Below are 24,966 nucleotides of genomic sequence, written 5' to 3'. Positions count from 1 at the left end.
GCCGTGCGGGCAATCGCTATCGGGGTGGCGCGGGGGTCTCCGGCGGCTCACTGCCAGCAGCCGGCGGCGCCGGCGGCAGCGGCGGCTCGCCCTGGGGGTAGGGCGGGGTGGGGTAGCTCGAACCCGGCATCACCGGGTAGCCCGGGGTCGGCGGCTCCCAGGTGGCGGCCTTGGGCTTGAACCAGGCGTTGGAGGCGGGCAGGGCGAGCAGGATCAGCGTGCCCAGCACCAGCAGGATCGGGATGATCGACAGCACGGTGTTGACCGGCCCGTGCCAGCTCGGCATGGCGGCGTCGATCTTCGACTGCACGTCGGCCGCGTCGGGCGCGTCGGCGCCACTGTCGAAGTTCATCCCGCCGCCGGCGGCGCCGAGCAGCGAACCGATGCCGCAGCAGAGCACGAACAGACCGCCGACGATCCAGGTGACGATCCGGGCGGCGTTCTTGCCGCGCAGGTTGAGGAAGCCCAGGACCACCAGCCCGATGGCGATGATCAGGGCGATGACACCACCGGCGACCGCGACGACGACGGCCGCGGTGTCGCCGGCGTCTTCCAGCGTCGTGCCGGCGTAGGCGTCGTTGAGCCCCTGGCGCAGGTCGCTGAGCGTCGCCAGCGTGACGAGCAGGCTGATGACCTCGATCGCCGCGGTGGCGTAGAGGAGATAGCTGGAGATCCTGACGGTGCCCGGCGGCCGGACACGGTCCGGACCGGGGGCGAGCTCGGACACGGCGCTCCTTCCTCGATACATCACGATGAGTGAAGATCACCGTACCGGGCTCGCGCAAGCCTGTCGCCCCCACCGCGGCGCGGTGGGGGCGTCGATCGTGATCGATCAGTTGACCAGAGCCATCACGGTCAGGCCGTCCTTGGTGTCGGCGAGGTCGACCGAGACACTGTCGCCGTCGCGGATCTCGCCGCCCAGCAGCGCCTTGGCGAGCTGGTCGCCGATCGACGACTGCACCAGCCGGCGCAGCGGGCGGGCACCGTAGATCGGGTCGAACCCGTGCTCGGCCAGCCAGACCCGGGCCGGCTCGGTCACGTCGAGCGACAGTCGCCGCTCAGCGAGCCGGGCGCGCAGGTGGTCGAGCTGGATGTCGACGATCGCGCGCAGCTGCGGGCCGGACAGCGCCCCGAACACCACGATGTCGTCGAGCCGGTTGAGGAACTCCGGCTTGAAGTGGGCGCGGACCACCGCGAGCACCGCCTCGCGCCGCTGCTCCTCGCCGAGCGTCGGGTCGGCGATCAGCGTCGAACCGAGGTTGGAGGTGAGGATCAGGATCGCGTTGCGGAAGTCGACCGTGCGGCCCTGCCCGTCGGTGAGCCGGCCGTCGTCGAGCACCTGGAGCAGCACGTCGAACACGTCGGGGTGGGCCTTCTCGACCTCGTCGAGCAGGATCACCGAGTAGGGCCGGCGGCGCACCGCCTCGGTCAGCTGACCGCCCTCCTCGTAGCCGATGTATCCGGGTGGCGCACCGACGAGACGGGCGACGCTGTGCTTCTCGCCGTACTCGCTCATGTCGATGCGTACCATTGCCCGCTCGTCGTCGAACAGGAACTCGGCGAGCGCCTTCGCGAGCTCGGTCTTGCCCACACCGGTCGGCCCGAGGAACAGGAAGCTGCCGGTCGGGCGATCGGGGTCGGCGATGCCGGCCCGCGCCCGGCGGACCGCGTCGGAGACCGCGCCGACCGCCTCGGGCTGGCCGACCACGCGGGACGACAGGGACTCCTCCATCCGCAGCAGCTTGGTGGTCTCACCCTCCAGCAGCCGCCCGGCCGGGATGCCGGTCCACGCGGCGACGACGGTGGCGATGTCGTCGGCGCTGACCTCTTCCTTCAGCATGGCGCCGCTGGCCTGCAGCGAGACCAACTCGGCCTCGGCGGCGACCAGCTCGGCCTCCAGGTCGGGGATGCGGCCGTAGCGCAGCTCGGAGGCCCGGGCGAAGTCGCCGTCGCGCTCGGCGACGCTCTCCTCGCCGCGCAGCCGCTCCAGCTCCTCCTTGGCCGTCGAGATCTTGGTGATGTGCTCCTTCTCCAGGCGCCACCGCTCGGACAGGGCCGTCATCTGCTCGCGCTTGTCGGCCAACTCCTTGCGCAGCCGGGCCAGGCGCTCGGCGGAGGCCACGTCGGGCTCCTTCTCCAGCGCCATCTCCTCGATCTCGAGCCGGCGCACCGCGCGCTCGACCTCGTCGACCTCGACCGGCCGCGAGTCGATCTCCATGCGGAGCCGGGAGCCGGCCTCGTCGACCAGGTCGATCGCCTTGTCGGGGAGGAACCGGTCGGCGATGTAGCGGTTCGAGAGCGACGCCGCGGCCACCAGCGCGGCGTCGGTGATCCGCACGCCGTGGTGCACCTCGTAGCGCTCCTTGAGGCCGCGCAGGATCCCGATGGTGTCTTCGACCGAGGGCTCGCCGACCACGACCGGCTGGAAGCGGCGCTCCAGCGCCGGGTCCTTCTCGATGTGCTCGCGGTATTCGTCGAGCGTGGTGGCACCGACCATGCGCAGCTCACCGCGGGCGAGCATCGGCTTGAGCATGTTGCCGGCGTCCATCGAACCCTCGCCGCGGCCGGCGCCGACGACGGTGTGCAACTCGTCGAGGAACGTGATGACCTGGCCGTCGGAGTTCTTGATCTCCTCGAGGACCGACTTGAGCCGCTCCTCGAACTGGCCCCGGTAGGACGCGCCGGCGACCATCGCGGCGAGGTCGAGCGCGACCAGCTTCTTGTCGCGCAGCGACTCGGGCACGTCACCGGCCACGATCCGCTGTGCCAGGCCCTCGACGATCGCGGTCTTGCCGACGCCGGGCTCGCCGATCAGCACCGGGTTGTTCTTCGTCTTGCGGGACAGCACCTGCATGACCCGGCGGATCTCGGAATCGCGGCCGATCACCGGGTCGGTCTTGCCGTCGCGGGCCCGCGCGGTCAGGTCGACGCCGTATTTCTCCAGCGCCTGGTAGGTCTGCTCCGGGTCGGCGTTGGTGACCCGGCGGTCGCCGCCGCGGATGGTCGGGAACGCGGCGACGAGGTTGGCTTCGGTGGCACCCTGCTGCTTGAGCAGGTCGGCGACCGCACCGCCGACCCGGGCGAGGCCGGCCAGCAGGTGCTCGGTGGAGACGAACTCGTCGCCGAGCGGGCGGGCGATCTGCTCGGCCGCGCCGATCGCGTTGACGAACTCGCGGGACAGGCTGGGCTCGGCGACGCTCGGGCCCTGCGCGGTGGGCAGGCCCTCGATCGCCCGGGCGGCGGCGCGGCGGATGTCGGCGGCGTTGGCGCCGACCGCGCGCAGCAGGCCGCCGGCGGTCGAGCCGCCGGTGTCGAGCAGTGCGAGCAGCATGTGCCACGGTTCGACGGTGGCGTTGCCGCGCTGGGCCGCGCCCGCGGCGGCGCCGGTGATGACCTCACGACTCTTGGTCGTCAGACGTTCGGTGTTCATGGGCTCCCCTGATAGCTGGCGTCCACTAGACACGACACAACCAGAGTTGAGCCTATTCCGCTCAACTCCCAGGCTGTGAGCTACGTCACTCGTTGCCGACCAGGACTTTGATCCACGTCCACTTGCCGCCGAACGCGACGCCCAGCCAGGACACCGGGCCGGCCGCGCAGAACAGCGTGCCATCCGCCAGCAACCGCAGGAAGCAGTCGCTGATCGGCCAGTCGACCCACTGGAACAGCCCACCCGAGACCAGGCCGGCCCGGTCCGGCGTGGTGACCGCGAGCGAGGCGTCTTCGAGCACGACGCCCGAGATGAACCGGTCGGGGTGCCCGGAGGCAGTCATCGCCCGCCAGCCCTGCCCGTCGAAGTAGAACAGCGACGGCCAGGAGATCAGGTCGGTCTGCCCGGTCATCCAGGCGAACGTCCCGCCGCGGTCGACGTCGATGTGCACGGCCTCCAGCCGCCCGCTCGCGCCGCCAACGGCCACCTGCCGCCAGGTGTCGCCGGCATCGTTGGACACCCAGGTTTCCGGCCGACCCTCGACGAGCCCGACCGCGTAAACCCAGTGCACCGACGAGGAGACCGTGCGGAGGTCGGCGATCGGCGGCTGCGCCTTCGTCGGCACCAACGAACCGTCAGCCCGCAGCCGCATCACCCGCTGTTTCTTGTCGCTGTCGCAGCACGCCTGGAACTCGCCGGACAACGCCCGGTAGGCCGCCGGGATCGGTCCGCCCTCGGGCGTGTGCGCATAGGTGACGCCGCCGTCGTTGGAGACATACCAGCCGTCCGGGTCGACGTGGAGCACCAGCCGCCTATCGACGGCGTACAACTGATGGCCCTTGCCCTCGGGATGCGGGTGGTAGACCTGATGCCAGCTCCGGCCACCGTCGTCGGTGCGCACGACCGCCGCCGAGCAGCTCTCGGCCGGCCCGGGCGCGGCGCTGGTCGACCCGCACCGATCGAACAGCGCGTAGCCGAGCGCCTGGTTGACGAACTCGACGTTTTGCAGGTGATAGCTCGGCGGCACCGGCACCGACCCGTGCCGCACCTCGAAGCCCGCCAGGGTCGCCGGTGGGGACGTGGGCGGCGGGGGCGTTGGCGGCGGCCGCCGGATGTCACCGATCGAACAACCACCGAGCAGCACGAGTACGGCGGCCGCCGCCGCCACCAGGTTCCGTCCGCGCATGACACCTCCCCGCCAAGGTCACGAGTCTCCGGCGACGGGCATGGTTCCCGATCTTTGGATAGGTTGCCAGCGTGCGAGTGAGGGTGGAACAGACATCGTTACCCGGCATCGGCGTGCGGCACGACTTCGTCACAGAGTCGGGCCAGCGGCTCGGTGTCGTGTCGCATCGCGACGGCCGCCGCGCGCTGATCGTCTACGACGCCGACGACCCCGACGCGCGGCTGGCCGCGATCCCGCTGCGCGACGAAGAGGCCGAGGCGCTGGCCGACCTGCTCGGCGCGTCACTGATGCTGGGCCAGCTCGCGGGGCTCCGCGACCAGGCCGCCGGCCTGCTCACCGAGCAGATCGCGCTGCCCGCCGGCACGCCCTTCGTCGGCCGGCCGCTCGGTGACACCAAGGCCCGCACCCGCACCAGCGCGTCGATCGTCGCGATCCTGCGCGGCGCCGGGGTGATCCCGTCGCCGGGGCCAGACTTCGGCTTCGAGACCGGTGACGTGGTCGTCGCCGTCGGCACCCGCAAGGGTCTCGACGCGCTGACCCGGATCCTCGCCGACGGCGACCCGGACGGCTGAACCGGCCATGCATGAGAGCACGACGGTCCTGCTCATCGAGGTCGGGGCACTGATGTTCCTCCTCGGCCTGCTCGGGCGGCTCAGCCGCCGGTTCGGCATCTCGCCGATCCCGCTCTACCTACTGGCGGGCCTCGCGTTCGGGCACGGCGGGCTGCTGCCGCTGAGCGCCAGCGAGCAGTTCTTCTCGGTCGGCGCCGAGATCGGCGTGATCCTGCTGCTGGTGCTGCTCGGCCTGGAATATTCGGCCGACGAGTTGGTCGGCAACCTGCGCGCGGCGGCACCGGTCGGCCTGCTCGACGCGGCCCTCAACGCCCTGCCGGGCGCGGCGTTCGCCCTGCTGCTCGGCTGGGGCTGGGTGGCCGCGGTGGTGCTGGCCGGCGTCACCTGGGTGACCTCGTCGGGTGTGGTCGCCAAGGTGCTCGCCGACCTGGGCCGGCTGGGCAACCGGGAGACCCCGGTGGTGCTCTCCGTGCTGGTGATGGAAGACCTGGCGATGGCGCTCTACCTGCCGTTGCTGACCGCGCTGCTGGCCGGCACGGGCCTGATCGGCGGCGGCGTCGCGCTCGGCGTGGCGGTGCTCGCGGTCTCCGTCGTGCTGGTGGTCGCGATCCGCTTCGGCGGCTGGATCTCCAAGGCGATCTCGGCGCGCGACCCCGAGGCGTTGCTGCTCGGCGTCTTCGGCCTGACCCTGCTGGTCGCCGGCGTGGCCGCGCAGCTCAAGGTGTCGGCGGCGGTCGGCGCGTTCCTGGTCGGCATCGCGGTCTCCGGCCCGGTCGCACACCACGCGACCCAACTGCTCTCGCCGCTGCGCGACATCTTCGCCGCGGTGTTCTTCGTCTTCTTCGGGTTGACCACCAACCCCGCCGACATCCCGCCGGTGCTGTTGCCGGCGATCGGGCTCGCGGTCGTCACGATCACCACCAAGGTGCTCACGGGGTACGTCGCCGCCAGGCGCGCCGGCATCGCGGTGCGTGGTCGGTGGCGGGCCGGGTTCGCGCTGACGCCGCGGGGCGAGTTCTCGATCGTCATCGCCGGCCTGGCGGTGGCCACTCCGGGGATACCGGCGAAGCTCGGCGCGCTCGCGACCGCGTACGTGCTGATCACGGTTGTGGTCGGTCCGGTGATCGCGCGGCTACCCGACTTCGAGTGGTTCAAGGCGCTGCTGCAACCGCGGCCGGGCCGGCGGCTGGCGGCCGAAGGAGCCCTAACTCGGCACACACCGGACGCTACTAGCCAGTAACTCAGCGCGCTCAGGCGATCGTGCCCGGGTCTTAACCTTTGGCCCCTTCCGTCGCACCTCGGCAAGCGCTACGGTCGCAGCGCAGAGGGGTCTGGAAGCGGAAGATCGACCATTGAGCGAGATCGACGCATGACCATGCGGAGCGAGGTGTCCGTGAGCGTGCAGTCGACGTCGTTCAGCGGCTTCACCAATCCCGTTGATCCAACGCCCGCGGAGCTACGCGCCTGGGCCTACGATCCGGACTCGGTGCCGCTGCAGACGATGCCGCAAGACTGGGACCTGCTGGTCTCTGGCGATCATCTCGTCACGACGCTGTTCGAGCTGGCGATGGACCGCTCCTGCCCGGCCCGCCGCTTCGCGCTGCACTGCCTCTACATCTACGCGGCCGACGGCATCCGCACGAAGTTCCGGGCCCACCCCAAACGGCGGCTGCGCAAGCTGGTGCAGCAGGCCGAGTCGCTGGGCGACGACCAGATGCGCACCTGGGCACACAACAGCCGGGTGCTGCTGGCCAAGCCCGACCTGTTCGACTATCGCGACTGGTGCGAGGGCGGCCTGGTCCGCTCCGGCCGCCGGCTCTCCTAGAGCCCTTCGGAGGCGTTCCGGATGATCTCGGCCAGCTGCGCCGGGCGTTCCTCCGGGATCCAATAGCCCGTCTCCTCGACGAGTTCGGCGCGCCCGTCCACGGCGATCTCGCCGAGCATCTCCCGCAGGCCCGCCGTGGTCGCGCTCGGGGCGGCGCCGACGGCGGTGACCGGCATGGCCAGCCGGCCGTCCTCGGCCAGCGCCGCCAGGTTGAGCTGCCGGTCGAGGGCGAGCGAGCGATACATCTCCAGCGCGGCCCGCAGCGCACCGGGCGCCGCGTAGGCCTCCGCGTAGCGGTCGACGTCGGCGGCGTCGATCGCGCCGGCGTCGAAGATCCGGGACCGGATCAGGAAGTCGACGTAGGCCCGTTCCCGCCCGCTGATCAGCAGGTGGGCGACGTCGGCGTTGGCGTGGAACGCCAGGTGCCAGGTGCGCGGGTTGGTCATCAGGTGGTCGAGCTGCGAGGTGCCCGGTGGTGCCGCTTCGACCAGCACCAGGGCCCCGGTGGCGTCGCGGTGGCTCAGGGCGTACGCGAACCCGACGTAACCGCCGAGGTCGTGCCCGCAGACCACGGCGCGGGTGTTGCCGAACTCGGTGCGCGCGATCGCGCGTACATCCGCCGCCAGGCTGTGTTTGTCGTAACCGCTCGCCGGCCCCGGCGAGCCGCCCAGCCCGCGCAGGTCGGGCATGATGATGCGGAAGTCGGCTGCCAGCCGCTGCGCCACCCGCAACCAGGCCCGCCACGTTTCCGGGAAGCCGTGCAGCAGGATCAGCGGCGGACCCGAACCGACGACCGCGTAGTGATGCACGGCGTCGTTGGCCGCGATGCGGCGATGTTGAATGTCCACTCACGAACCCCCCGGGCGAAGAAGGCCGGGACCCCCCGTGGATCCCGGCCTTCTTTGTCCGATATGGTGAGGTTAGTCCTTCGTCGACTTTCGCGGGTGTTTATCGCGTCGGCGGGTCGGCCTGTCGGCGTGGCCGCCACACCACCAACGCGGTCGAGGCCCGGGCCATCGGCACCAGGTCAGCGCGCGGGTAGGCGCCCATCGTCTCGAGTTCGGCTATCCGCCGGTAGGCCGCGGTCAGGGCGGCCTCGAGGTCAGCGACCCGCTCGCGCAGTTCGTTGACCGACTCCTCCAGCCCGATGATCCGGCGGATGCCCTCCAGGTTGATGCCCTCGTCCTGGCTGAGCCGCTGCACCTCGCGGAGCAGCGCGACGTCGCGCGCGCTGTAGCGCCGCCCACCGCCGGCCGCCCGGCCGGGCTGCACCAGCCCGAGCCGGTCGTATTGCCGCAGGGTCTGCGGGTGCATGCCGGCCATCCGGGCAGCCACGGAGATGATCAGGACCTTCTCGTCGGAGGACGCCTCGATCGTGATCGAGACCTCCGCATCTTCGAAGGGCTGCATGGGACGATCACCTCCGCCACAACGTGTCGCGTCCCGCATCCGGCGAGAGCACGGCAAACTTCTCCAATGCTTCGCGGGCCTCGTCGGTCAGCGCCGTCGGGATGGCGACCTCGATCGAGACGAGAAGGTCGCCGACCAGTCCGTCGCGTTTGACCACGCCCTTGCCCCGGGCCCGCAGGACCCGGCCGTTGGGAGTGCCCGGCGGCACCCGCAGCGTCACGTAGCCGTCCATCGTCGGAACCCGCAGGTCGGTGCCGAACACCGCCTCCGCGTAGGTGATCGGAGCGGTGATCGTCAGGTCGTTGCCGGACCGGCCGAACATGTCGTCGGCGCGGACGCGCACCAGCACGTAGAGGTCGCCGGGCGGACCGCCTCGGTCACCGGGCTCGCCCCGGCCGGCCAGCCGGATCCGCTGCCCGTCGGAGACGCCGGAGGGGAACCGCACGTTGAGCGTGCGGGTCTTGGTGACCCCGCCCGTGCCGCGGCACTCCGGGCACTTCTCCTCGACGATCGTGCCGACGCCCTGGCACTCGCGGCACGGCTCCGAGAAGCTGAACGAACCCTGGTTGCGGGTGATCAGCCCGGAGCCCTGACACTGCGGGCAGGTGCGCGGCTGGGTGCCCGGCTTGGCGCCGTTGCCGTGACAGGTGTCGCAGACGCCCGGCGCCCGCAACGTCAGCGGCAGGGTGACGCCACGGACCGCGTCGCCGAAGTCGAGGGTGACCTCGGTCTCCACGTCACGGCCGCGGGCCGGGCCGCGCGGTTGGGTGGTGGTGCTCCGGCCGCCGCCCGAGAAGATCGAGCCGAACAGGTCGGAGAAGCCCGCACCGCCGAAGCGGCCGTCGCGCGCGGTGCCGCCGCCACCGCCCGCGTTGCTGAAGCCACCGAACAGGTCGGACGGGTCGAAGCCGCCCGTGCTCGGGCCGCCGGTGCGCGCGCCCCGACGGAACGCGCCCGCACCGAAGAGCGAGCGCATCTCGTCGTATTCCTTGCGGCGACCGGCGTCGGACAGCACGTCGTAGGCCTCGGACACCGACTTGAACCGGTCTTCGGCCTCGGCGTTGCCCGGGTTGTGGTCGGGGTGCAACTCGCGCGCCAGCTTGCGGTAGCTGCGCTTGATCTCGTCGGCGGAGGCGGACTTCGGAACGCCCAGCACGGCGTAGAAGTCTTTCTCCAGCCAGTCCTTGGAGCCCACGTCAGTCCGCCTCCCTTCCGACTGCTCGTAGGTTGACTGTCACTCGGGGTCGGCCACGGCGACCAGCGCCGGCCGGAGCAACCGGTCGCCGAGCTGGTAGCCGCGGCGCATCACGTCGATGCACGTCGGCTCCGTCACCTCGCCCGAGGTCAGGTGGGCCACCGCGTCGTGGCGGGTCGGGTCGAACGGGTCGCCCTTCTCGCCGAACGCGGTCAGCCCGAACTTGCCAAGTGCGGCGTTGAGCTGCTCGGCGACGCTGCCGAACGGCCCGACCAGGTCGCCGTGTTCACGGGCCCGGTCGAGGTCGTCGAGCACCGGCAGCAGCGCGCTGATCACCAGGCCGGTGGTCTGCTCGGCCGCCAGCCCCCGGTCGCGGTCGACCCGCTTGCGGTAGTTGGCGTATTCCGCCGAGACCCGCTGGACGTCGCGGGTGCGCTCTTCCAGCTCGGCCCGGAGCGACTCGAGCTCGGCACCGAGCCCGCCGGCGGCCACCTCGTCGTCGCTGGGCGTCTCCGCCGGCTTCTCCTCGGTGGCCACCGGGTCGGCGGCCGGTGCCGGTGTGTCGACCGGCTGCTGCTCCGCGGGCGCCTGGGGACCAGGCACCTCGGTGCTTTCCGCCGTCTTCTCCGCCCGTGGCTTGTCGATCCGTCGCTTGTCCCGGATGACGATCCGCTCCGCTTCTTTGCCATCGGCCCGGTCGCGCTCGGTGCCACCCGGCGCCGACCCGGCGGCGGCCGGGTCGGCGGCTCGTGGCTTTTCCGTCATGCCGACATCCTCACTGACGTCGCTTGCGCTCGGGTCACTTCTTGTCGTCCTCGACGATCTCAGCGTCGACGACGTCGTCGGGACCGCCGCCGTTGCCACCCGGAGCACCACCGGTGCCCGGGCCCGCCGCGCCGTCGGGGCCGGGTGCGCCCGCCGCGCCGGGGCCGGCCTGCTCGCCCTGCTGCTGCGCGTTGTAGAGCAGCGAGCCGGCCTGCTGCGAGACCTGCGCCAGCTTCTCGTGCGAGGTGCGGATCTTCTCGATGTCGGTGCCACCCAGCGCACTGCGCAGGTCGCCCAACGCCTCGTTGATCTGGTCGCGGGACTCGGCCGGAAGCTTGTCGCCACTCTCGGCGAGGAACTTCTCGGTCTGCCACTGGAGCTGCTCGGCCAGGTTGCGGGTCTCCGCGTCCTCGCGGCGACGCTTGTCGTCGTCGGCGTGGTCCTGTGCGTCGCGCATCATCCGGTCGATGTCGTCCTTCGGCAGCGCGGAGCCACCGGTGATCGTCATCGACTGCTCCTTGCCGGTGCCCAGGTCCTTGGCGTTGACGTGGACGATGCCGTTGGCGTCGATGTCGAAGGTGACCTCGATCTGCGGCACGCCACGCGGCGCCGGCGGGAGCCCGGTCAGCTCGAACGTCGCGAGCTTCTTGTTGTAGGCCGCGATCTCACGCTCACCCTGGAAGACCTGGATCAGCACGGACGGCTGGTTGTCGTCGGCCGTCGTGAAGACCTCGGAGCGCTTCGTCGGGATCGTGGTGTTGCGCTCGATCAGCTTGGTGAAGATGCCGCCCTTGGTCTCGATGCCCAGGCTCAGCGGGGTGACGTCGAGGAGCAGAACGTCCTTGACCTCGCCCTTGAGCACGCCGGCCTGGAGCGCGGCACCGACCGCGACGACCTCGTCGGGGTTGACGCCCTTGTTGGGCTCCTTGCCGGTGAGCTGCTTGACCAGGTCGGTCACCGCCGGCATCCGGGTCGAACCGCCGACCAGGATGACGTGGTCGACGTCGGCGACCTTCACGCCCGCGTCCTTTATCGCCTGCTCGAACGGGCCCTTGGTGCGGTCGAGCAGGTCCTGCGTCATGCGCTGGAACTCGGACCGCGACAGCGACACGTCGAGGTGCAGGGGGCCGGCGGCGCCGGCCGTGATGTAGGGCAGGTTGATGTTGGTCGTGGTCGCCGCGGAAAGCTCGATCTTCGCCTTCTCGGCGGCCTCGCGCAGCCGCTGCATGGCCATCTTGTCCTGCGAGAGGTCGATGCCGTGCTGGCCCCGGAACGTCTTGACCAGGTGCTCGATGACCCGCTCGTCCCAGTCGTCACCACCGAGGTGGTTGTCGCCCGAGGTGGACTTGACCTCGATCACGCCTTCGGCGAGCTCGAGGAGGGAGACGTCGAACGTGCCGCCGCCAAGGTCGAAGACCAGAACGGTCTGCTCCTTGGAGCCCTTGTCGAGCCCGTAGGCGAGGGCGGCGCCGGTCGGCTCGTTGACGATCCGCAGCACGTTGAAACCGGCGATCTCGCCGGCCTCCTTGGTGGCCTGGCGCTGGGCGTCGTTGAAGTAGGCCGGCACGGTGATCACCGCGTCGACGATCTGCTCGCCCAGGTAGGCCTCAGCGTCGCGCTTGAGCTTCATCAGCACGCGCGCCGAGATCTCTTGTGAGGTGTATTTCTTGCCATCGATGTCAATCGACCAGTTGGTGCCCACTTCCCGCTTGACCGAACGAATCGTCCGATCCGGGTTGGTCACCGCCTGGCGCTTGGCGACCTCACCGACGAGCACCTCGCCGTTGCGGGCGAACGCGACGATCGAGGGGGTCGTGCGCGCACCCTCCGCGTTGGCGATGACGGTGGGCTCACCGCCTTCGAGGACGCTGACGACCGAGTTCGTCGTGCCGAGGTCGATGCCGACCGCACGTGCCATGGCTTACTTCCTTACGTCAAGTTGAGTGAACCGGGCTCAATAATGCCACGATCACGCCAGGCGTCAAATTGGGTTGAGTGTGGTAAGCGCAACTTCTACCTGGGCGTTCCTGTTGTCCAGGCCGCATAGATCGGGCACGCTTTACCCGTGACGACGCAGGTGGCGGCGGTGGTCCCCGAGGGACTGCCCACCGCGCTGGGGCGACTACGGGCGGCGATCTCGGCGGCCGACTACCCGCTGTCCCTCACCTCCGCGGCCGAGGCGCGCAAGGTCGGCGCCGCCCTCGTCTCGCAACTCGACGACTATCTGCTCCCCCGGCTCGGCCGGCTCGACGCGCCGCTGCTCGTGGTCGTCGGCGGCTCCACCGGCGCCGGCAAGTCGACCCTGGTCAACAGCCTCGTGCAGGCCCGGGTGAGCGCGCCCGGCGTGCTCCGCCCGACCACCCGGGCGCCGGTCCTGGTCTGCAACCCGGCCGACAGCCAGTGGTTCCGCCAGGGCGACCTGCTGCCCGGGCTGACCCGGACGACGTCGCCCAGCGACGACCCACACACCCTCCAGCTCGTCGCCGCCCCGGCGCTGACCCCCGGGCTGGCCTTCCTCGACGCGCCCGACATCGACTCGGTCGTCGACCAAAACCGGGCACTGGCCGCCCAACTGCTCGCGGCGGCCGATCTCTGGCTGTTCGTCACCACCGCGTCCCGCTACGCCGACGCGGTGCCCTGGGACCTGCTGCGCACCGCGCAACTCCGCGGCACGGTGATCGCGCTGGTGCTCGACCGGGTGCCCGAGGAGGCCGCCAGCGAGGTGCACGAACACCTCGCCGAGATGCTGGCCGCCAACGAGCTCGCCGAGGCCCCGCTGTTCGTGCTCCTGGAGACCGACGTCGACGGCCAGGGCCTGCTGCCGCCGCGCGACACCGCTGAGCTGCGGGGCTGGTTCGAACGGCTGGCCAGCGACGCCAGTGCCCGCACCGCGGTGGTCCGGCAGACCCTCAACGGCGCGGTCGCCGCGCTCGGCCCGGCCGCCGACGGGCTCGCGGCCGCGGCCGACGAGCAGGCCGCGGCGGCAAGGGCGCTTCGTGAGCGGGTACGCACGGCCTACCGCGGCGGCTCCGAGACGGTCGAGCGCAGCCTCAAGGACGGCCGGCTGCTGCGCGGCGAGGTGCTGTCCCGCTGGCACGAGTTCGTCGGCACCGGTGACTTCTTCCGCGGTCTCGAGGCCCGGATCGGCCGGCTGCGCGACCGGATCACCGCCGCCGTCACCGGCCGGCCACAGCCCGGCAACCAGCTCAAGTCGGCGATCGAGTCACAGCTCACGACGCTGCTGCGCGGGGTCGCCGCCGACGCCGCCGAAAACGCCTACACCGGTTGGCAGGCCCACCCGGCCGGCGCCGCGCTGCTCGAGCCGTCGCTCGCCCGGCCCACCCCAGACCTGCCCGACCGCGCCGACCGGCTGGTCCGCGACTGGCAGCGCGGCGTGCTGGAGTTGGTCCGGCAGGAGGGCAGCGACAAGCGCTTCGTGGCCCGCACCGCGGCCTACGCGGTCAACGCCACCGGCCTCGCCGTCATGATCGCGGTGTTCGCGTCGACCGCGTTCATCCCCACCGGCCTGGAGATCGGCACCGCCGCCGGCACCACGCTGGCCGCGCAGAAGGTGCTCGAGGCGATCTTCGGCGACCAGGCGATCCGCCGGCTCGCCGCCAAGGCCCGGCAAGACCTGCTCGACCGGGTCGACGGGCTGCTCTCCGACGAGGCGGCGCGCTACTTCAAGCGGATCGAAGCGGTCGGCGTCGACGCCGACCCCGGCGGCGAGCTGCGCGCGGCCGCGGCCGAGGTCGAGCAGGCCCGCTCCGCGGCGGCGCTCACCGGTGGCATGCGGCTGGCGCTGCCCGACCGGGATGCGGGGGCGCCGCGGTGACCCAGTTCGTCGGCCGGGTCCGCGAGGCCCTGCGCGGCAACCGCCGCGTCGACCCCGACCTGCTCATCGGCCGCCTCAACTCCGTCCAGGCGTTCCTCGACGCCGCCGACGGCCACCTGCCGTCCGACCGGCTGGTCCCGGCGCACACCCTGGTCGAGCGGGCGGCCGGCCGGCTGTCCCTGTCCCGCGACCACACCCTGGTCGCGCTCGCCGGCGCCACCGGCAGCGGCAAGTCCAGCCTGTTCAACGCGCTGGCACACATGAACCTCTCGCCGGTCGGCGTCCGCCGCCCCACCACCGGCCAGGCGTTCGCCTGCGTCTGGGGCACGGCCGACGAGGCCGGACGGCTGCTCGACTGGGTCGGCGTGCTGCCCCGCAACCGGTTCGCGCGGGAGAGCCCGCTCGACGGCGACGACGAGGCCGCGCTGCGCGGGCTGGTGCTGCTCGACCTGCCCGACTTCGACTCGGTCGAGTCGGCACACCGGGTCGAGGTCGACCGCCTGCTCGGCCTGGTCGACCTGATCGTCTGGATCGTCGACCCGCAGAAATACGCCGACCGGGTGGTGCACGACGCCTACCTGCGCGAGTTCCACCGGCACAAAGACGTCACCGTGGTCGTGCTCAACCAGGCCGACCGGCTCTCCTCCGCCGACCTGCCGAAGGTCCTCGGCGACCTGCGCCGGCTGCTCGAGGAAGACGGCATCGGCGGCGTGCCGGTGCTCGCGACCGCGGCCGTCCAGGACGCGGCCATGGTCGAGTTGCGCCGGCTGTTCGAGCGCACGGTGGCCGAACGCCAGGCGGCGCTGCGCCGGCTCAACAGCGACGTCGACAGCGCCCTGGCCGGGCTCGACGAGCTGGTCGGCCCGGAGGCGCCGCAAGACGTCGACCGCACGACCGCGCGCAACCTGGCCGACGCGCTGGCCGGCGTCGCCGGGGTGCCCGCGGTGGCCGAGGCGACCGAGCGCGCCTACCGGCACCGGGCCGGCTCGGCGACCGGCTGGCCGCTGGTCAAGGGCTGGCGCAAGCTGCGCCCCGACCCGCTGCGCCGGCTCCACCTGCACACCCCGACGATGGTCGGCACCGAGCTCACCCCTTCCAGCGAGCCGCCCACCCCGGCGCTGACTTCGCTGCCCGACCCGAGCGCCGCGCAGCGCGCCTCGCTCGGCATCGCGCTGCGCAGCGTGACCGACAGCGCCGGCGGCAACCTGCCCGACGAGTGGCGGGTGGCGGTCAACGACGCCGCCCGCTCCCGGCTGGGTGACCTGCCCGACGCGCTCGACAAGGCGGTGGCCGGCACCGAGCTGGGCGTCGAACGCAAGCGCACCTGGTGGCGCGCCGTCGGCCTGCTGCAATGGCTGGTCACCCTGGTCGCCGTGGCCGGGCTGGGCTGGCTGGTGGCGGGCTACATCGTGCGGGCGCTCGGGTTGCCCAGGTTCGACTACCCGATGGTCGGCGAGGTGCCGCTGCCGACGCTGGGGCTGCTGGGAGGCCTGGTCGCCGGCATCCTGCTGGCCTTGCTGGTGAAACCGTTCATCCGATGGGGTGCGCGGCGCGCCCGGCGGCGGGCCGAGGCCAGGATGCGCGATTCGGTCGCCGAGGTCGGCCGCGAGCAGGTCATCGCCCCGGTCCGGCTGGTGCTGCGCGACTACACGGCCGCCCGCGACGCCTACGTGGCGGCCGGACCACCCCGTTAGGGGCGCTTCCGGGATCGTGCCCACGCGGGTGGACCAGCGTAGGGTCGTTCCATGGCGACGCCACAGACCCCCTATGAGGCCGTGCTGAAGGCCGCGCGTGACGTCGACAAGCTCGACTGCGCGCTCGACGCCGAGATGCTCGGCACCGCGTTGCTCGGCAGTGTCTACGCGATCGCCGAGGAAGATCGGGCCGGCGCTGTGCGTACCTTCGTCGAAGGTTTTCTCACCGCCACCTCCCGCCGGCGCGCCGCGGCCGCGACCACCATCCGGTCCGTTTTCGCCTCCCTCGTCCCCGACGCGCCCGGCGCCGCCGCGGTCAAGCCCGGCGCGCAGGCGCCGTCGTGGTCCGGCCAGCTCGGGCGGGTGCGCCCGACCGGCACCTATGCCTATGGCGACGTGTACGGGGACCAGACGTCATACCTGGCCACCTTCGCCTACGAGGACGACGCCGAGGGCGGGCCCGAGCACGCCGTCGTGGCACTGGTCGACCACAACATCGGCATCACCAAGGACGTGTTCGTCGGCGGGCCGGCGGAACGGATCCTCGGCCAGGTCCGCCGGATGTGCGCGGCCGACGGCCTGACCTGGTTCCGCGAGGAAGACCCGCGCACCCTGCGCAGCGAGGTGGCCCGGCACCTGCGGATCACCGACGAGATGGGCGACCTGCCCGGCGAGGGCTCGCTGGCGACCGACCGCGCGCTGGTCGGCGCCCGGCTGGCCCTGCTGCCGTCGCCGGCGCTCGCCGCCGTGCCGGATCTGCCCGAGCCCCTCGGCGACGAGGAGCGCACGACGCTGATCCGCACGTTCCTGTCCGCGCCGGAGGCGACCCGCTTCGAGCTCGACCAGGTGCCCGAGGGCGACCTCGGCTCGCTGCACTTCTGCCTGAGCCTGGTCCTCGACCACGCGGCCAGCCTGCCCGACGCCGACCCGATGCGCTGGAGCCCGATCGTCGTCGAGCTGTTCCTGCTCGACTGGGTGCACCGGCGCGCGGTGCTCGACATGGACGACGCGGCGCTGCTGCCCCGGGTGGTCCGCGCCTGGGCGGCCTATGCCTCCCGCGTGCGCGGCCTGCCGGCGGAAGCGGTGGCCGCGACCGACCAGGCGGTGGAAGACACGGTGCCGGAGTTCGTGCGGCTCTACACGACCGGCGAGCGCCGCAGCCCGGCGACCGCCGCGGTCGCCCAGCTCATTGCCGAGGGCGTCGACCTCAACGACCCGGCCGCCCTCGACGCCTGGCTGGCCGAAAACCGCGACCGCCTCGGGGACTGACCTTTGGCCGGGCGCCTTTCGGCGCCCGGCTCGGGTTCGTCAGTTGGTTGGCTCCGCCGATGGGCTGTTGCCGTTGCCAGCGCCGGCCGGCGCTGCCGCCTTCGGGGTCAGGCAGAGCACGTTGTCGCTGCGCCCGCCGGAGACCTCGACGACCGGCTGGCCCTTGTCGGGGCAGTTGGCCGCGTCGTCGACCCGGGAGACCACCTCGAACGCGCCCGGTTCCGTGCAGGTCGCCGCGATGGCGGTGTTGCCCGACTGGCGGACGCAGTCACCGACCGCCGGGTTGAAGCCATCGCCGCTGGAACGGGTGAAGAGGTAGACCACCGCCAGCGGAATGACCAGCAGCAGGATCGCCGCGCCGAGAACCATCGCCAGCACCCGGCCGTTGCGCTCCTTGGCCGGCGGATCCGGCTTGTCGTCACTCCCGGGCGCGGTCGTGGCCGGCTCGGCGTCGGGCCGGAACGCGTCGAACCGCCCCTGGTCTTCGGCGGGCGCGGCCGACCAGGTCGCGGTCGGCGGCCCACCCGGACTGCCGGCGCGGTTGATCGGGCCGAGCGGGCGGCCCGAATTGAGCGGTCCGCTGATCCGCCCCTGCGGACCGGCACCGGGCCCACCCGGACCCTGCGGCACGCTGACACTGCCGGCGTAGCCGCCCGGCGGCCGGATCCCCTGCGGCCCCTCGGGACCGTCGGAGCCGGGCCGGTTGCCCACGTCGGGCGGTGAGACCCGCGCACTGGAGCGGTAGCTACCCGGCGGACCGGGCGGTGCCGGCGGCACCTCGATCGGCGGGCCGAACGCGGTCGGCTGGTCAGAGCCCTCACCGCGACCGCCGTCCGGGCGACCGAAGCCACCCTCGTCGGGGCCACGACCGGGGAAGCCGGGCTGCGGCCCGAAGCCGCCCTGGTCACGACCGGGAGCGCTCGGCGAACCCGGCGGCGGACCACCGAAACCACCCTGGTCAGAGCCCGGGAAGCCGGGCTGGCCGAAGCCACCCTCGTCACCCCGACCCGGACCGCCGGGGAAACCGGGCTGGCCGAAGCCACCCTGACCCGGAGCACTCGGTGAACCTGGGGGCGGGCCGCCGAAGCCACCTTCGTCGCCGCGACCGGGACCACCCTGGAAACCGGGCTGCGGCCCAAAGCCGCCCTGGTCACCACGACCCGGAGCACCCGGCGAACCCGGGGGCGGGCCGCCGAAGCCACCTTCGTCGCCGCGACCGGGACCACCCGGGAAGCCGGGCTGCGGCCCGAAGCCACCCTGGTCACCACGACCCGGCGCACTCGGCGAACCCGGGGGCGGGCCGCCGAAGCCACCTTCGTCGCCGCGACCGGGACCACTCTGGAAACCGGGCGGCGGCCCAAAGCCGCCCTGGTCACCACGACCCGGAGCGCTGGGCGAGCCCGGCGAGCCGCCGAAGCCACCTTGGTCGGAACCACCCGGGAAGCCCGGCTGCGGCCCGAAGCCACCCTGGTCACCACGACCCGGAGCACTCGGCGAACCACCGAAACCGGCCTGGTCGGAACGACCCGGGAACCCGGGCTGCTGCCCAAAGCCACCCTCATCACCACGACCAGGACCGCCCGGGAACCCGGGCTGCTGATCGAACGAACCCTGGTCACGACCCGGAGCACTCGGCGAACCCGGCGGCGGACCACCAAAGCCGGCCTGGTCGGAACGACCCGGGAAGCCGGGCTGCTGCCCGAAGCCACCTTCATCACCACGGCCCGGACCACCCGGGAAGCCGGGCTGCTGGTCGAACGAACCCTGGTCACGACCCGGAGCACTGGGCGAACCCGGCGGCGGACCGCCGAAGCCACCCTGGTCGCCACGCGCCGGCGAGCCGGGGAAGCCCTGGGCACCGCCGAAGCCGCCCTCTGGAGCACCACCCGCGTAGCCCGGCTGCTGACCACCGAAGCCACCGTCGTCAGACCGCGCCGGCGAGCCCGGGAAGCCGCGCGGCGGGCCGCCGAAGCCACCCTCGTCGCCGCGGGACTGCGAACCGGCGAAACCCTGCGGGCCGTTCTCGTCGCCGCGCGACGGCGAACCCTCGTCGGACCGCGCCGGCGAACCGGGGAAGCCGCGCGGCGGGCCGCCGAAGCCGCCCTCGTCGGAACGGGCCGGCGAGCCCGGGAAGCCACGCGGCGGGCCACCGAAGCCCTCGTCGCCGCGGCCACCCTGCGGGCCGGACGCTTCGCCGAAGCCGGGGAAGCTGCCGCTGTCCTGCGACGGTGCGCCCTGGAAGCCGCCGGCACCCCGGCCGACACCGAAGCCCTCGCCGGCCTGCTGCTCACCGCTGGGCGAGCCGAAACTCTCCGGCTGGGCCGTGGGTGCGCCGACGGCGCGACCGTAGACGCGCGGCTGCGGCGGTGTGGTCGTGGGCGGCGGCAGCGGCTGGTCGGTCGTCGGCTGGACCCGGCTCGCGGTCGGCACGGACGCGCTGGCGCTGACCGCCCGGCCGGCCGAGGCCGACCCGCTGGGCGCACCGGAGGTCGGGCCGCCCTGGCTGGGGACGGAGGCGTGGCCACCGCGCTGGTCGTCTGCTTCGCTGAACTGGCCCGGGTCGATCCGGACGGCGCCCAACGGCACCGAGGCGGCACCCATCGAGCCCGAAACCCGCGCCGAACCCACTTGAGCCGAACCCACCTGGGCCGAGCCGCTGTGCGGCGGCGCGCCGCTGGTCGGCGTCGAGCCCTGCGGCGGAGCGGGCTGCCCGCCACCGAAGCCGGAACCGGCCGGCGCGAAGCCGGCGAAACCGCCCGAGTCGTCGCCGGAGCCGCCACCCGCGGGCGGCGGGGTCCAACCGCTCGGGCCGGAGTAACCGGTAGGGGCACCGGAGGAAGGCTGGTCGGTCGGCTGCGGGATCGAGACCCGACCGGACGCACCGCCGCCGTCGCTCGATGACCGCGGCTGCGGCACGCTCGGCGGGTATTCGACGCGGCCGTGATAGTCGATCGCCCCGTAGCTGTCGGCCGGCGGCTCGGCGGGCGGGAAGGCGCCGAACGAGGCACCGGGGACGCGGGTCTGCTGGGGCGGCAACGGGGTCGGCTCGGGCGCCTGCGGGATCGGTGCCGGCGCCGGCGTGTAGGGCGCCGGCGGCTGGTCGTCGTGTGCGCCCGGGCGGTGGCCGTTGATCGGGCCGTGCGCCTCGCCGTCGCGGCGGGGGCCGCCGAACCCGTCGCCGGGTCGGGGCGCGCCCCACGGCGTCTGTGCGGCGCCGGGCGGGGTCCACTGATCGGTCCGCTGTGGTGGGTCGTAGCCGGCCGGCGCCCAGGGCTCCTCGGCCGAGCGACGCCGGGCGTCAGCCTCGTCGTAGCGGGGCCCGCCAGCGTCCGGGGCAGCTTCGTCCGGCTCGTAGCCGGGATGCTGCGATCCCTCGGACGTCATCTGCGCCTCCTCCATCGCGGAACAGCGGCCCGGACGTCATGCCGACGCCGGGCAGCCGGACCAACCGTACCGGGCGGTGCGACAGGTAGGAATCCCGGTGCTGTGACCAGCGAAACCAGTAACCGTGCCAATACGAAAGGCCCGCCCGGCACATGCCGGACGGGCCTTCTCTACGCCGCGTAATCAGTACTGCTGGCGCTGCGCGATCGCGAGGATCTCGGCGCGCACTGACTGCGAGTTGGTCTGGCTGAGCGCGCGCTCGAGGGCACGGGCCCGGCGCATGCGGTCACGGTTGCTGCGGTAGCGATCCATCATGGTGCTCATCTGTGGCTCCCTAGTCTGCGCCGGTCGCCCCCAACCGGCGTCAATACCTATTATGCGCCACAGGGGCCCCATGTGCCATCGATTATTAGGTGAGCCGCGCCACCGGCCGAACAAACGTAGGTCAGCGCCAAGGTGGACGGAAGAAGAAACGAAAGAGCCGGTGTGGCCCGAAGGCCACACCGGCTCCCCACAAATGCGGTGAAACTAGGTCCAAGCGAGCAGCGTCGCCTCTGGATCGTTGAGGAACGCGCCCACGTCACGCAGGAACTTCGACCCCAGCTCGCCGTCGATGATCCGGTGGTCGAACGACATCGCGAGCTGGGTGACCTGGCGAATCTTGATCTCGCCCTCGTGCACCCACGGCGTCTCCCGCACGGCGCCGAACGCGACGATCGCCGACTCGCCCGGCGGCAGGATCGGCGTGCCGGTGTCGACGCCGAAGACACCGACGTTGGTGATCGTCAGCGTGCCACCGGCCATGTCGGCCGGCGGCGTCTTGCCCGTCTTCGCGGTCTGCACCAGCGCCGTCATCGCATCGGCGAGTTCCCGCAGCGACAGCCGGCCGGCGTCCTTGATGTTGGGGACGATCAGGCCCCGCTCGGTCGCCGCCGCGATGCCCAGGTTGACGTAGTCCTTGACGATGATCTCGTCGCCGGCCCACGTCGAGTTGACCATCGGGTGCCGCCGCGCGGCCAGCAGGATCGCCTTGGCCACCAGCAGCAGCGGCGAGACGCGCACCTCGCGCCAGTCGGGCTGGGCCCGCAGCCGGTCGATGGCCTGCATCGAGCGGGTCATGTCGACGGTGAGGAACATCGTGACGTGCGGCGCGGTGAACGCCGACGACACCATGTTCTCCGCGGTCAGCTTGCGCACGCCCTTGACCGGGATGCGCTGCTCGCGCGGACCGGCCGGCACCGCGACAGCCGGAGCCGGCGCGACCGCGGCCGAACCGCCGTTTTGCGCCGCCAACACGTCGTCGCGGGTGATCGAGCCCTGCGGGCCCGACCCGACCAGCGTGCCGAGGTCGACACCCAGGTCCTTGGCGAGCTTGCGTACGGGCGGCTTGGCCAGCGCCTTCTGCTCGCCGCGTCCGGCGCCGGGGGCGTCCGCCGGAACGTCGACCGGCTCGACCGGTGCCGGCGGAGCCACCTCGACCGGCTGAGCCGGAACGACAGCCGGAGCAGCAGCCGCGGCCGGAGCAGCAGCGGCGCCATCCGCACGCCGGGGCCGGCGCTTGGCCGCCGCGGTCTTCGGCCCGTATCCGACCAGCACGGCCGTGCGCCCACCGGGCGCCGGGCCACCGATCAGACCGGGCTCGACCGCACCCTCGGCCGGCGCCACCTCGACAGCGGCCAGCGAGGCCGCCGACGGCGTGGGCGCGTCGGTCGCGGACGGGTCGGTGTCGATCGCGACGATCGGGCTGCCCACCTCGACCATCGTGCCTTCGGGGTGGTGGATCTCGACGACCTTGCCGGCCCACTTCGCCGGGATCTCGACGGCGGCCTTGGCCGTCTCGACCTCGACCAGCGGCTGGTTGAGCTCGATCTCCTCGCCGACCTGGACGAGCCACTTGAGGATCTCGCCCTCGGTCAGCCCCTCACCGAGGTCGGGCAGGTTGAACGTTTTTATTCGGGACATCGCGGTCACCAGCCGAACGAGCGGTCGACAGCGTCGAGCACCCGGTCGAGGTCGGGCAGGAATTCTTCTTCGACCCTAGCCGCGGGGTAGGGCGTGTCGAAGCCGGTCACCCGGAGCACCGGGGACTCCAGGGAGTAGAAGCACTCCTCGGTGATCCGGGCCGCGAGCTCGGCGCCGAGACCGATGTTGCTCGGGGCCTCGTGCACGACCACGCACCGGCCGGTGCGCCGGACCGACTCGTAGGCCGAAGCAAGATCGAGCGGCGACAGGGTACGCAGGTCGATGACCTCGAGCGAGCGCCCGTCTTCCTCGGCCGCGGCGGCGGCGTCGAGCGCGGTGCGGACCATCGGCCCGTACGCCAGGACGGTCACGTCGCTGCCGGCACGCACCGTGCGGGAGGCGTGCAGCGGATGCGCGGCGGACAGGTCGAGATCGAGGTCGACCTCGCCCTTCTCCCAGTAGCGCCGCTTGGGCTCCAGGAAGACGATCGGGTCGTCGGACTCGATCGACTGCTGGATCATGAAGAACGCGTCTTCCGGCGACGAGCAGGAGACCACCTTGAGGCCCGCGGTGTGCGCGAAGTAGGCCTCGGGCGACTCCGAGTGGTGCTCGACCGCGCCGATGCCGCCACCGAACGGGATGCGGATGACCATCGGCACCCGGACCTTGCCCTGCGACCGGTAGTGCATCTTCGCGACCTGCGAGACGATCTGGTCGTACGCGGGATAGACGAAGCCGTCGAACTGGATCTCGCAGACCGGGCGGTAGCCGCGGATGGCGAGACCGATCGCGGTGCCGATGATGCCGGACTCGGCGAGCGGGGTGTCGATCACCCGATCGTCGCCGAAATCCTTCTGGAGGCCGTCGGTGATCCGGAAGACGCCGCCGAGCTTGCCGACGTCTTCACCCATGATGATGACCTTCGGGTCGCGCTCGAGCGACCGGCGCAGGCCGATGTTGAGAGCTTTGCCCATGGTCAGTTTCTCGGCCATCAGTGTGCGCTCCCCTCAAACGACGCCTGGTAGCGAGTGAACCGCTCGCGCTCTTCGTCGACCAGCGGCGAACCGTGCGGGTAGACGTGATCGAAGATCGTCACGGGCTCCGGGTCGGGCATGGCCAGCACCCGCTCGCGCAGGTGCACCGCCTCGCGCTTGGCCTGCTCGTCGACCTCGGCGAAGAACGCGGCGTCGGCGATCTGCTGCTTCTCCAGGAACGCTCGTACGCGAAGAATCGGGTCCTTGGCCTGCCAGGCCTCGACCTCGCTGGCGATCCGGTAACGCGTCGGGTCGTCGGAGGTGGTGTGCGCGCCCATCCGGTAGGTGTAGGCCTCGATCATCGTCGGGCCCTGACCGAGCCGGGCGTGGTCGAGCGCCGCCTGGGTCACCGCGTAGGAGGCGAGCACGTCGTTGCCGTCGACCCGGATGCCGGGGAAGCCGAAACCGGCCGCGCGGCGGTAGAGGGGGATCCGGGTCTGCCGCTCGAGCGGCTCAGAGATCGCGTATTGGTTGTTCTGGCAGAAGAAGACCAGCGGGGCGTTGAACACGCCCGCCCAGATGAACGCCTCGTTGACGTCACCCTGGCTGGTCGCGCCGTCGCCGAAGTAGGCGATAACCGCCTCGCCGTCGTCGGTGCCGGTCTTGCCGTCCATGGTCACGCCCATGGCGTACCCCGTCGCATGCAGGGTCTGCGCCCCGATGACGATCGTGTACATGTTGAATTTGAACTCGTTGGGATCCCAACCGCCCTGGTCGACGCCGCGGAACAGGCCCAGCGGCATGATCGGGTCGATGCCACGGCAATAGAGCACGCCGTGCTCGCGGTAGGTCGGGAACGCCATGTCCTGCGGCTTCAGCGCGCGGCCGGAGCCGACCTGAGCGGCTTCCTGCCCGAGCAGGCTGGCCCAGATGCCCAGCTCGCCCTGGCGCTGGAGGGCCGTGGCCTCGGCATCCAGCTTTCGGACGATCACGAGGTCGCGGTAGAGCCCGCGGTATTCCTCGTCGGTGAAGTCGACACGGTAGACCGTGCCATCAGAGCCGGTCACCGACTCGATCCGCTCACCTTCCGGAGTGAGCAATTGGACAAGCTCCCCGTCGGGGGGCGAGCCTCCCTTGGCCATCCGTGTCTCCCTGTCTGTGGTGCGGTGCCGGGGGTGTCCCGACCGCGCAGCTTCGTCGCCCGCCAGCAGCGCCGACCGGCCTTACCTCACCGCGCCGGACCCGGTGGGGCCGCCGCGCGGTTGGGAGCCGACATCGCGTTCCGCGCCCTCCGCAAGGATGTGCTCGAGGCCCCGGCCACGTTGCCGTCGACTCCATCCTCGCATTGCCACCGGCGGTACCACAGGTTGGTTGACACTCTCCATGATCGACCCCGCCCGGTCCAGCATGGTGAAAGTTGGCACATAGACACGCTGTAGATAGCTGGCAAACCGAGCGTAACTGC

General features: G+C 71.9%; 19 protein-coding genes. 6 read left to right on the top strand and 13 right to left on the bottom strand.

Features of this window, described 5'->3' with window-relative positions:
• Window positions 1-16: 16 nt before the first annotated feature.
• The 3 genes from DFJ67_RS12295 to DFJ67_RS12285 form a co-directional block, all read right to left on the bottom strand.
• Window positions 17-727 (bottom strand): hypothetical protein, encoded by a 711-nt coding sequence (locus DFJ67_RS12295; RefSeq protein WP_116068001.1) that lies wholly within the window; start codon window positions 725-727, stop codon window positions 17-19.
• A gap of 105 nt (window positions 728-832) precedes the next feature.
• Window positions 833-3,430, bottom strand: a complete 2,598-nt coding sequence (clpB, locus tag DFJ67_RS12290; protein WP_116068000.1) for an ATP-dependent chaperone ClpB — start codon at window positions 3,428-3,430, stop codon at window positions 833-835.
• A gap of 85 nt (window positions 3,431-3,515) precedes the next feature.
• Entirely contained in the window at window positions 3,516-4,616 is a 1,101-nt protein-coding gene (locus DFJ67_RS12285; protein WP_116067999.1) for a beta propeller repeat protein, read from the bottom strand.
• 71 nt (window positions 4,617-4,687) lie between these two features.
• Here DFJ67_RS12285 and DFJ67_RS12280 point away from each other — a divergent pair, with 71 nt between their 5' ends.
• The 3 genes from DFJ67_RS12280 to DFJ67_RS12270 all read left to right on the top strand — a co-directional run bounded on the left by DFJ67_RS12280 (window position 4,688) and on the right by DFJ67_RS12270 (window position 7,013).
• Window positions 4,688-5,188, top strand: a complete 501-nt coding sequence (locus DFJ67_RS12280; RefSeq protein ID WP_116067998.1) for a cation:proton antiporter regulatory subunit — start codon at window positions 4,688-4,690, stop codon at window positions 5,186-5,188.
• A gap of 7 nt (window positions 5,189-5,195) precedes the next feature.
• On the top strand, window positions 5,196-6,428 hold the full coding sequence (locus DFJ67_RS12275; protein WP_116067997.1) for a cation:proton antiporter: 1,233 nt from the start codon (window positions 5,196-5,198) through the stop codon (window positions 6,426-6,428).
• Window positions 6,429-6,581: 153 nt separating this feature from the next.
• Entirely contained in the window at window positions 6,582-7,013 is a 432-nt protein-coding gene (locus tag DFJ67_RS12270; protein WP_116076097.1) for a hypothetical protein, read from the top strand.
• Here DFJ67_RS12270 and DFJ67_RS12265 read toward each other — a convergent pair.
• The 5 genes from DFJ67_RS12265 to dnaK all read right to left on the bottom strand — a co-directional run bounded on the left by DFJ67_RS12265 (window position 7,010) and on the right by dnaK (window position 12,301).
• A complete protein-coding gene (locus DFJ67_RS12265; protein WP_116067996.1) occupies window positions 7,010-7,861 on the bottom strand; it encodes an alpha/beta fold hydrolase in 852 nt (283 codons plus the stop codon). The two genes, DFJ67_RS12270 and DFJ67_RS12265, sit on opposite strands and share 4 nt — an antisense overlap.
• A gap of 100 nt (window positions 7,862-7,961) precedes the next feature.
• A complete protein-coding gene (locus DFJ67_RS12260; protein WP_116067995.1) occupies window positions 7,962-8,423 on the bottom strand; it encodes a heat shock protein transcriptional repressor HspR in 462 nt (153 codons plus the stop codon).
• A 7-nt stretch (window positions 8,424-8,430) separates the two neighbouring features.
• The gene (gene dnaJ, locus DFJ67_RS12255) at window positions 8,431-9,618 is read right to left on the bottom strand and encodes a molecular chaperone DnaJ (RefSeq protein ID WP_116067994.1); all 1,188 of its coding nucleotides are present in this window, start codon (window positions 9,616-9,618) and stop codon (window positions 8,431-8,433) included.
• A 39-nt stretch (window positions 9,619-9,657) separates the two neighbouring features.
• Window positions 9,658-10,383, bottom strand: coding sequence for a nucleotide exchange factor GrpE (grpE, locus tag DFJ67_RS12250; protein ID WP_116067993.1), 726 nt, complete (start codon window positions 10,381-10,383; stop codon window positions 9,658-9,660).
• A 34-nt stretch (window positions 10,384-10,417) separates the two neighbouring features.
• Window positions 10,418-12,301 (bottom strand): molecular chaperone DnaK, encoded by a 1,884-nt coding sequence (dnaK, locus tag DFJ67_RS12245; RefSeq protein ID WP_116067992.1) that lies wholly within the window; start codon window positions 12,299-12,301, stop codon window positions 10,418-10,420.
• Window positions 12,302-12,448: 147 nt separating this feature from the next.
• Here dnaK and DFJ67_RS12240 point away from each other — a divergent pair, with 147 nt between their 5' ends.
• The 3 genes from DFJ67_RS12240 to DFJ67_RS12230 are packed head-to-tail and all read left to right on the top strand — an operon-like array spanning window position 12,449 to window position 17,181.
• Complete coding sequence (locus DFJ67_RS12240) at window positions 12,449-14,218, top strand: ABC transporter (RefSeq protein ID WP_239097353.1); 1,770 nt, start codon at window positions 12,449-12,451, stop codon at window positions 14,216-14,218.
• Complete coding sequence (locus tag DFJ67_RS12235) at window positions 14,215-15,912, top strand: GTPase (RefSeq protein WP_116067991.1); 1,698 nt, start codon at window positions 14,215-14,217, stop codon at window positions 15,910-15,912. Before DFJ67_RS12240 ends, DFJ67_RS12235 begins: the two co-directional genes overlap by 4 nt.
• Before the next feature lie 51 nt (window positions 15,913-15,963).
• Window positions 15,964-17,181: a hypothetical protein gene (locus DFJ67_RS12230; protein WP_116067990.1), complete on the top strand. Its 1,218-nt coding sequence runs from the start codon at window positions 15,964-15,966 to the stop codon at window positions 17,179-17,181.
• A 39-nt stretch (window positions 17,182-17,220) separates the two neighbouring features.
• Here DFJ67_RS12230 and DFJ67_RS42285 read toward each other — a convergent pair whose 3' ends face one another.
• From DFJ67_RS42285 to pdhA, 5 genes are all read right to left on the bottom strand, one after another.
• Window positions 17,221-20,565, bottom strand: coding sequence for an LppU/SCO3897 family protein (locus tag DFJ67_RS42285; RefSeq protein ID WP_147315498.1), 3,345 nt, complete (start codon window positions 20,563-20,565; stop codon window positions 17,221-17,223).
• 183 nt (window positions 20,566-20,748) lie between these two features.
• Window positions 20,749-20,889, bottom strand: coding sequence for a hypothetical protein (locus tag DFJ67_RS42630; protein WP_170215816.1), 141 nt, complete (start codon window positions 20,887-20,889; stop codon window positions 20,749-20,751).
• A gap of 204 nt (window positions 20,890-21,093) precedes the next feature.
• Window positions 21,094-22,527 (bottom strand): dihydrolipoamide acetyltransferase family protein, encoded by a 1,434-nt coding sequence (locus DFJ67_RS12205; RefSeq protein WP_116076093.1) that lies wholly within the window; start codon window positions 22,525-22,527, stop codon window positions 21,094-21,096.
• Window positions 22,528-22,532: 5 nt separating this feature from the next.
• A complete protein-coding gene (locus DFJ67_RS12200) occupies window positions 22,533-23,522 on the bottom strand; it encodes an alpha-ketoacid dehydrogenase subunit beta (protein WP_116067985.1) in 990 nt (329 codons plus the stop codon).
• Window positions 23,519-24,643 carry a pyruvate dehydrogenase (acetyl-transferring) E1 component subunit alpha gene (gene pdhA, locus DFJ67_RS12195; protein ID WP_116067984.1) on the bottom strand — a complete coding sequence of 375 codons (1,125 nt, stop codon included), beginning with the start codon at window positions 24,641-24,643 and terminating at the stop codon, window positions 23,519-23,521. Before pdhA ends, DFJ67_RS12200 begins: the two co-directional genes overlap by 4 nt.
• Window positions 24,644-24,966 lie beyond the last annotated feature (323 nt).

Source organism: Asanoa ferruginea (assembly GCF_003387075.1).
Classification (GTDB): Bacteria; Actinomycetota; Actinomycetes; order Mycobacteriales; family Micromonosporaceae; genus Asanoa; species Asanoa ferruginea.
Note: the sequence above shows the minus strand (reverse complement) of the source record. Positions and strands in the feature narration are given on the sequence as shown.

Excerpts from the sequence above, each read along its gene's own strand:
- clpB (WP_116068000.1), bottom strand. The coding sequence starts at position 3,430 with ATGAACACCGAACGTCTGACGACCAAGAGTCGTGAGGTCATCACCGGC.
- DFJ67_RS12285 (WP_116067999.1), bottom strand. The coding sequence starts at position 4,616 with ATGCGCGGACGGAACCTGGTGGCGGCGGCGGCCGCCGTACTCGTGCTG.
- DFJ67_RS12275 (WP_116067997.1), top strand. The coding sequence starts at position 5,196 with ATGCATGAGAGCACGACGGTCCTGCTCATCGAGGTCGGGGCACTGATG.
- DFJ67_RS12260 (WP_116067995.1), bottom strand. The coding sequence starts at position 8,423 with ATGCAGCCCTTCGAAGATGCGGAGGTCTCGATCACGATCGAGGCGTCC.
- grpE (WP_116067993.1), bottom strand. The coding sequence starts at position 10,383 with ATGACGGAAAAGCCACGAGCCGCCGACCCGGCCGCCGCCGGGTCGGCG.
- dnaK (WP_116067992.1), bottom strand. The coding sequence starts at position 12,301 with ATGGCACGTGCGGTCGGCATCGACCTCGGCACGACGAACTCGGTCGTC.
- DFJ67_RS12230 (WP_116067990.1), top strand. The coding sequence starts at position 15,964 with ATGGCGACGCCACAGACCCCCTATGAGGCCGTGCTGAAGGCCGCGCGT.
- DFJ67_RS42285 (WP_147315498.1), bottom strand. The coding sequence starts at position 20,565 with ATGACGTCCGAGGGATCGCAGCATCCCGGCTACGAGCCGGACGAAGCT.
- DFJ67_RS42630 (WP_170215816.1), bottom strand. The coding sequence starts at position 20,889 with ATGAGCACCATGATGGATCGCTACCGCAGCAACCGTGACCGCATGCGC.
- DFJ67_RS12205 (WP_116076093.1), bottom strand. The coding sequence starts at position 22,527 with ATGTCCCGAATAAAAACGTTCAACCTGCCCGACCTCGGTGAGGGGCTG.
- pdhA (WP_116067984.1), bottom strand. The coding sequence starts at position 24,643 with ATGGCCAAGGGAGGCTCGCCCCCCGACGGGGAGCTTGTCCAATTGCTC.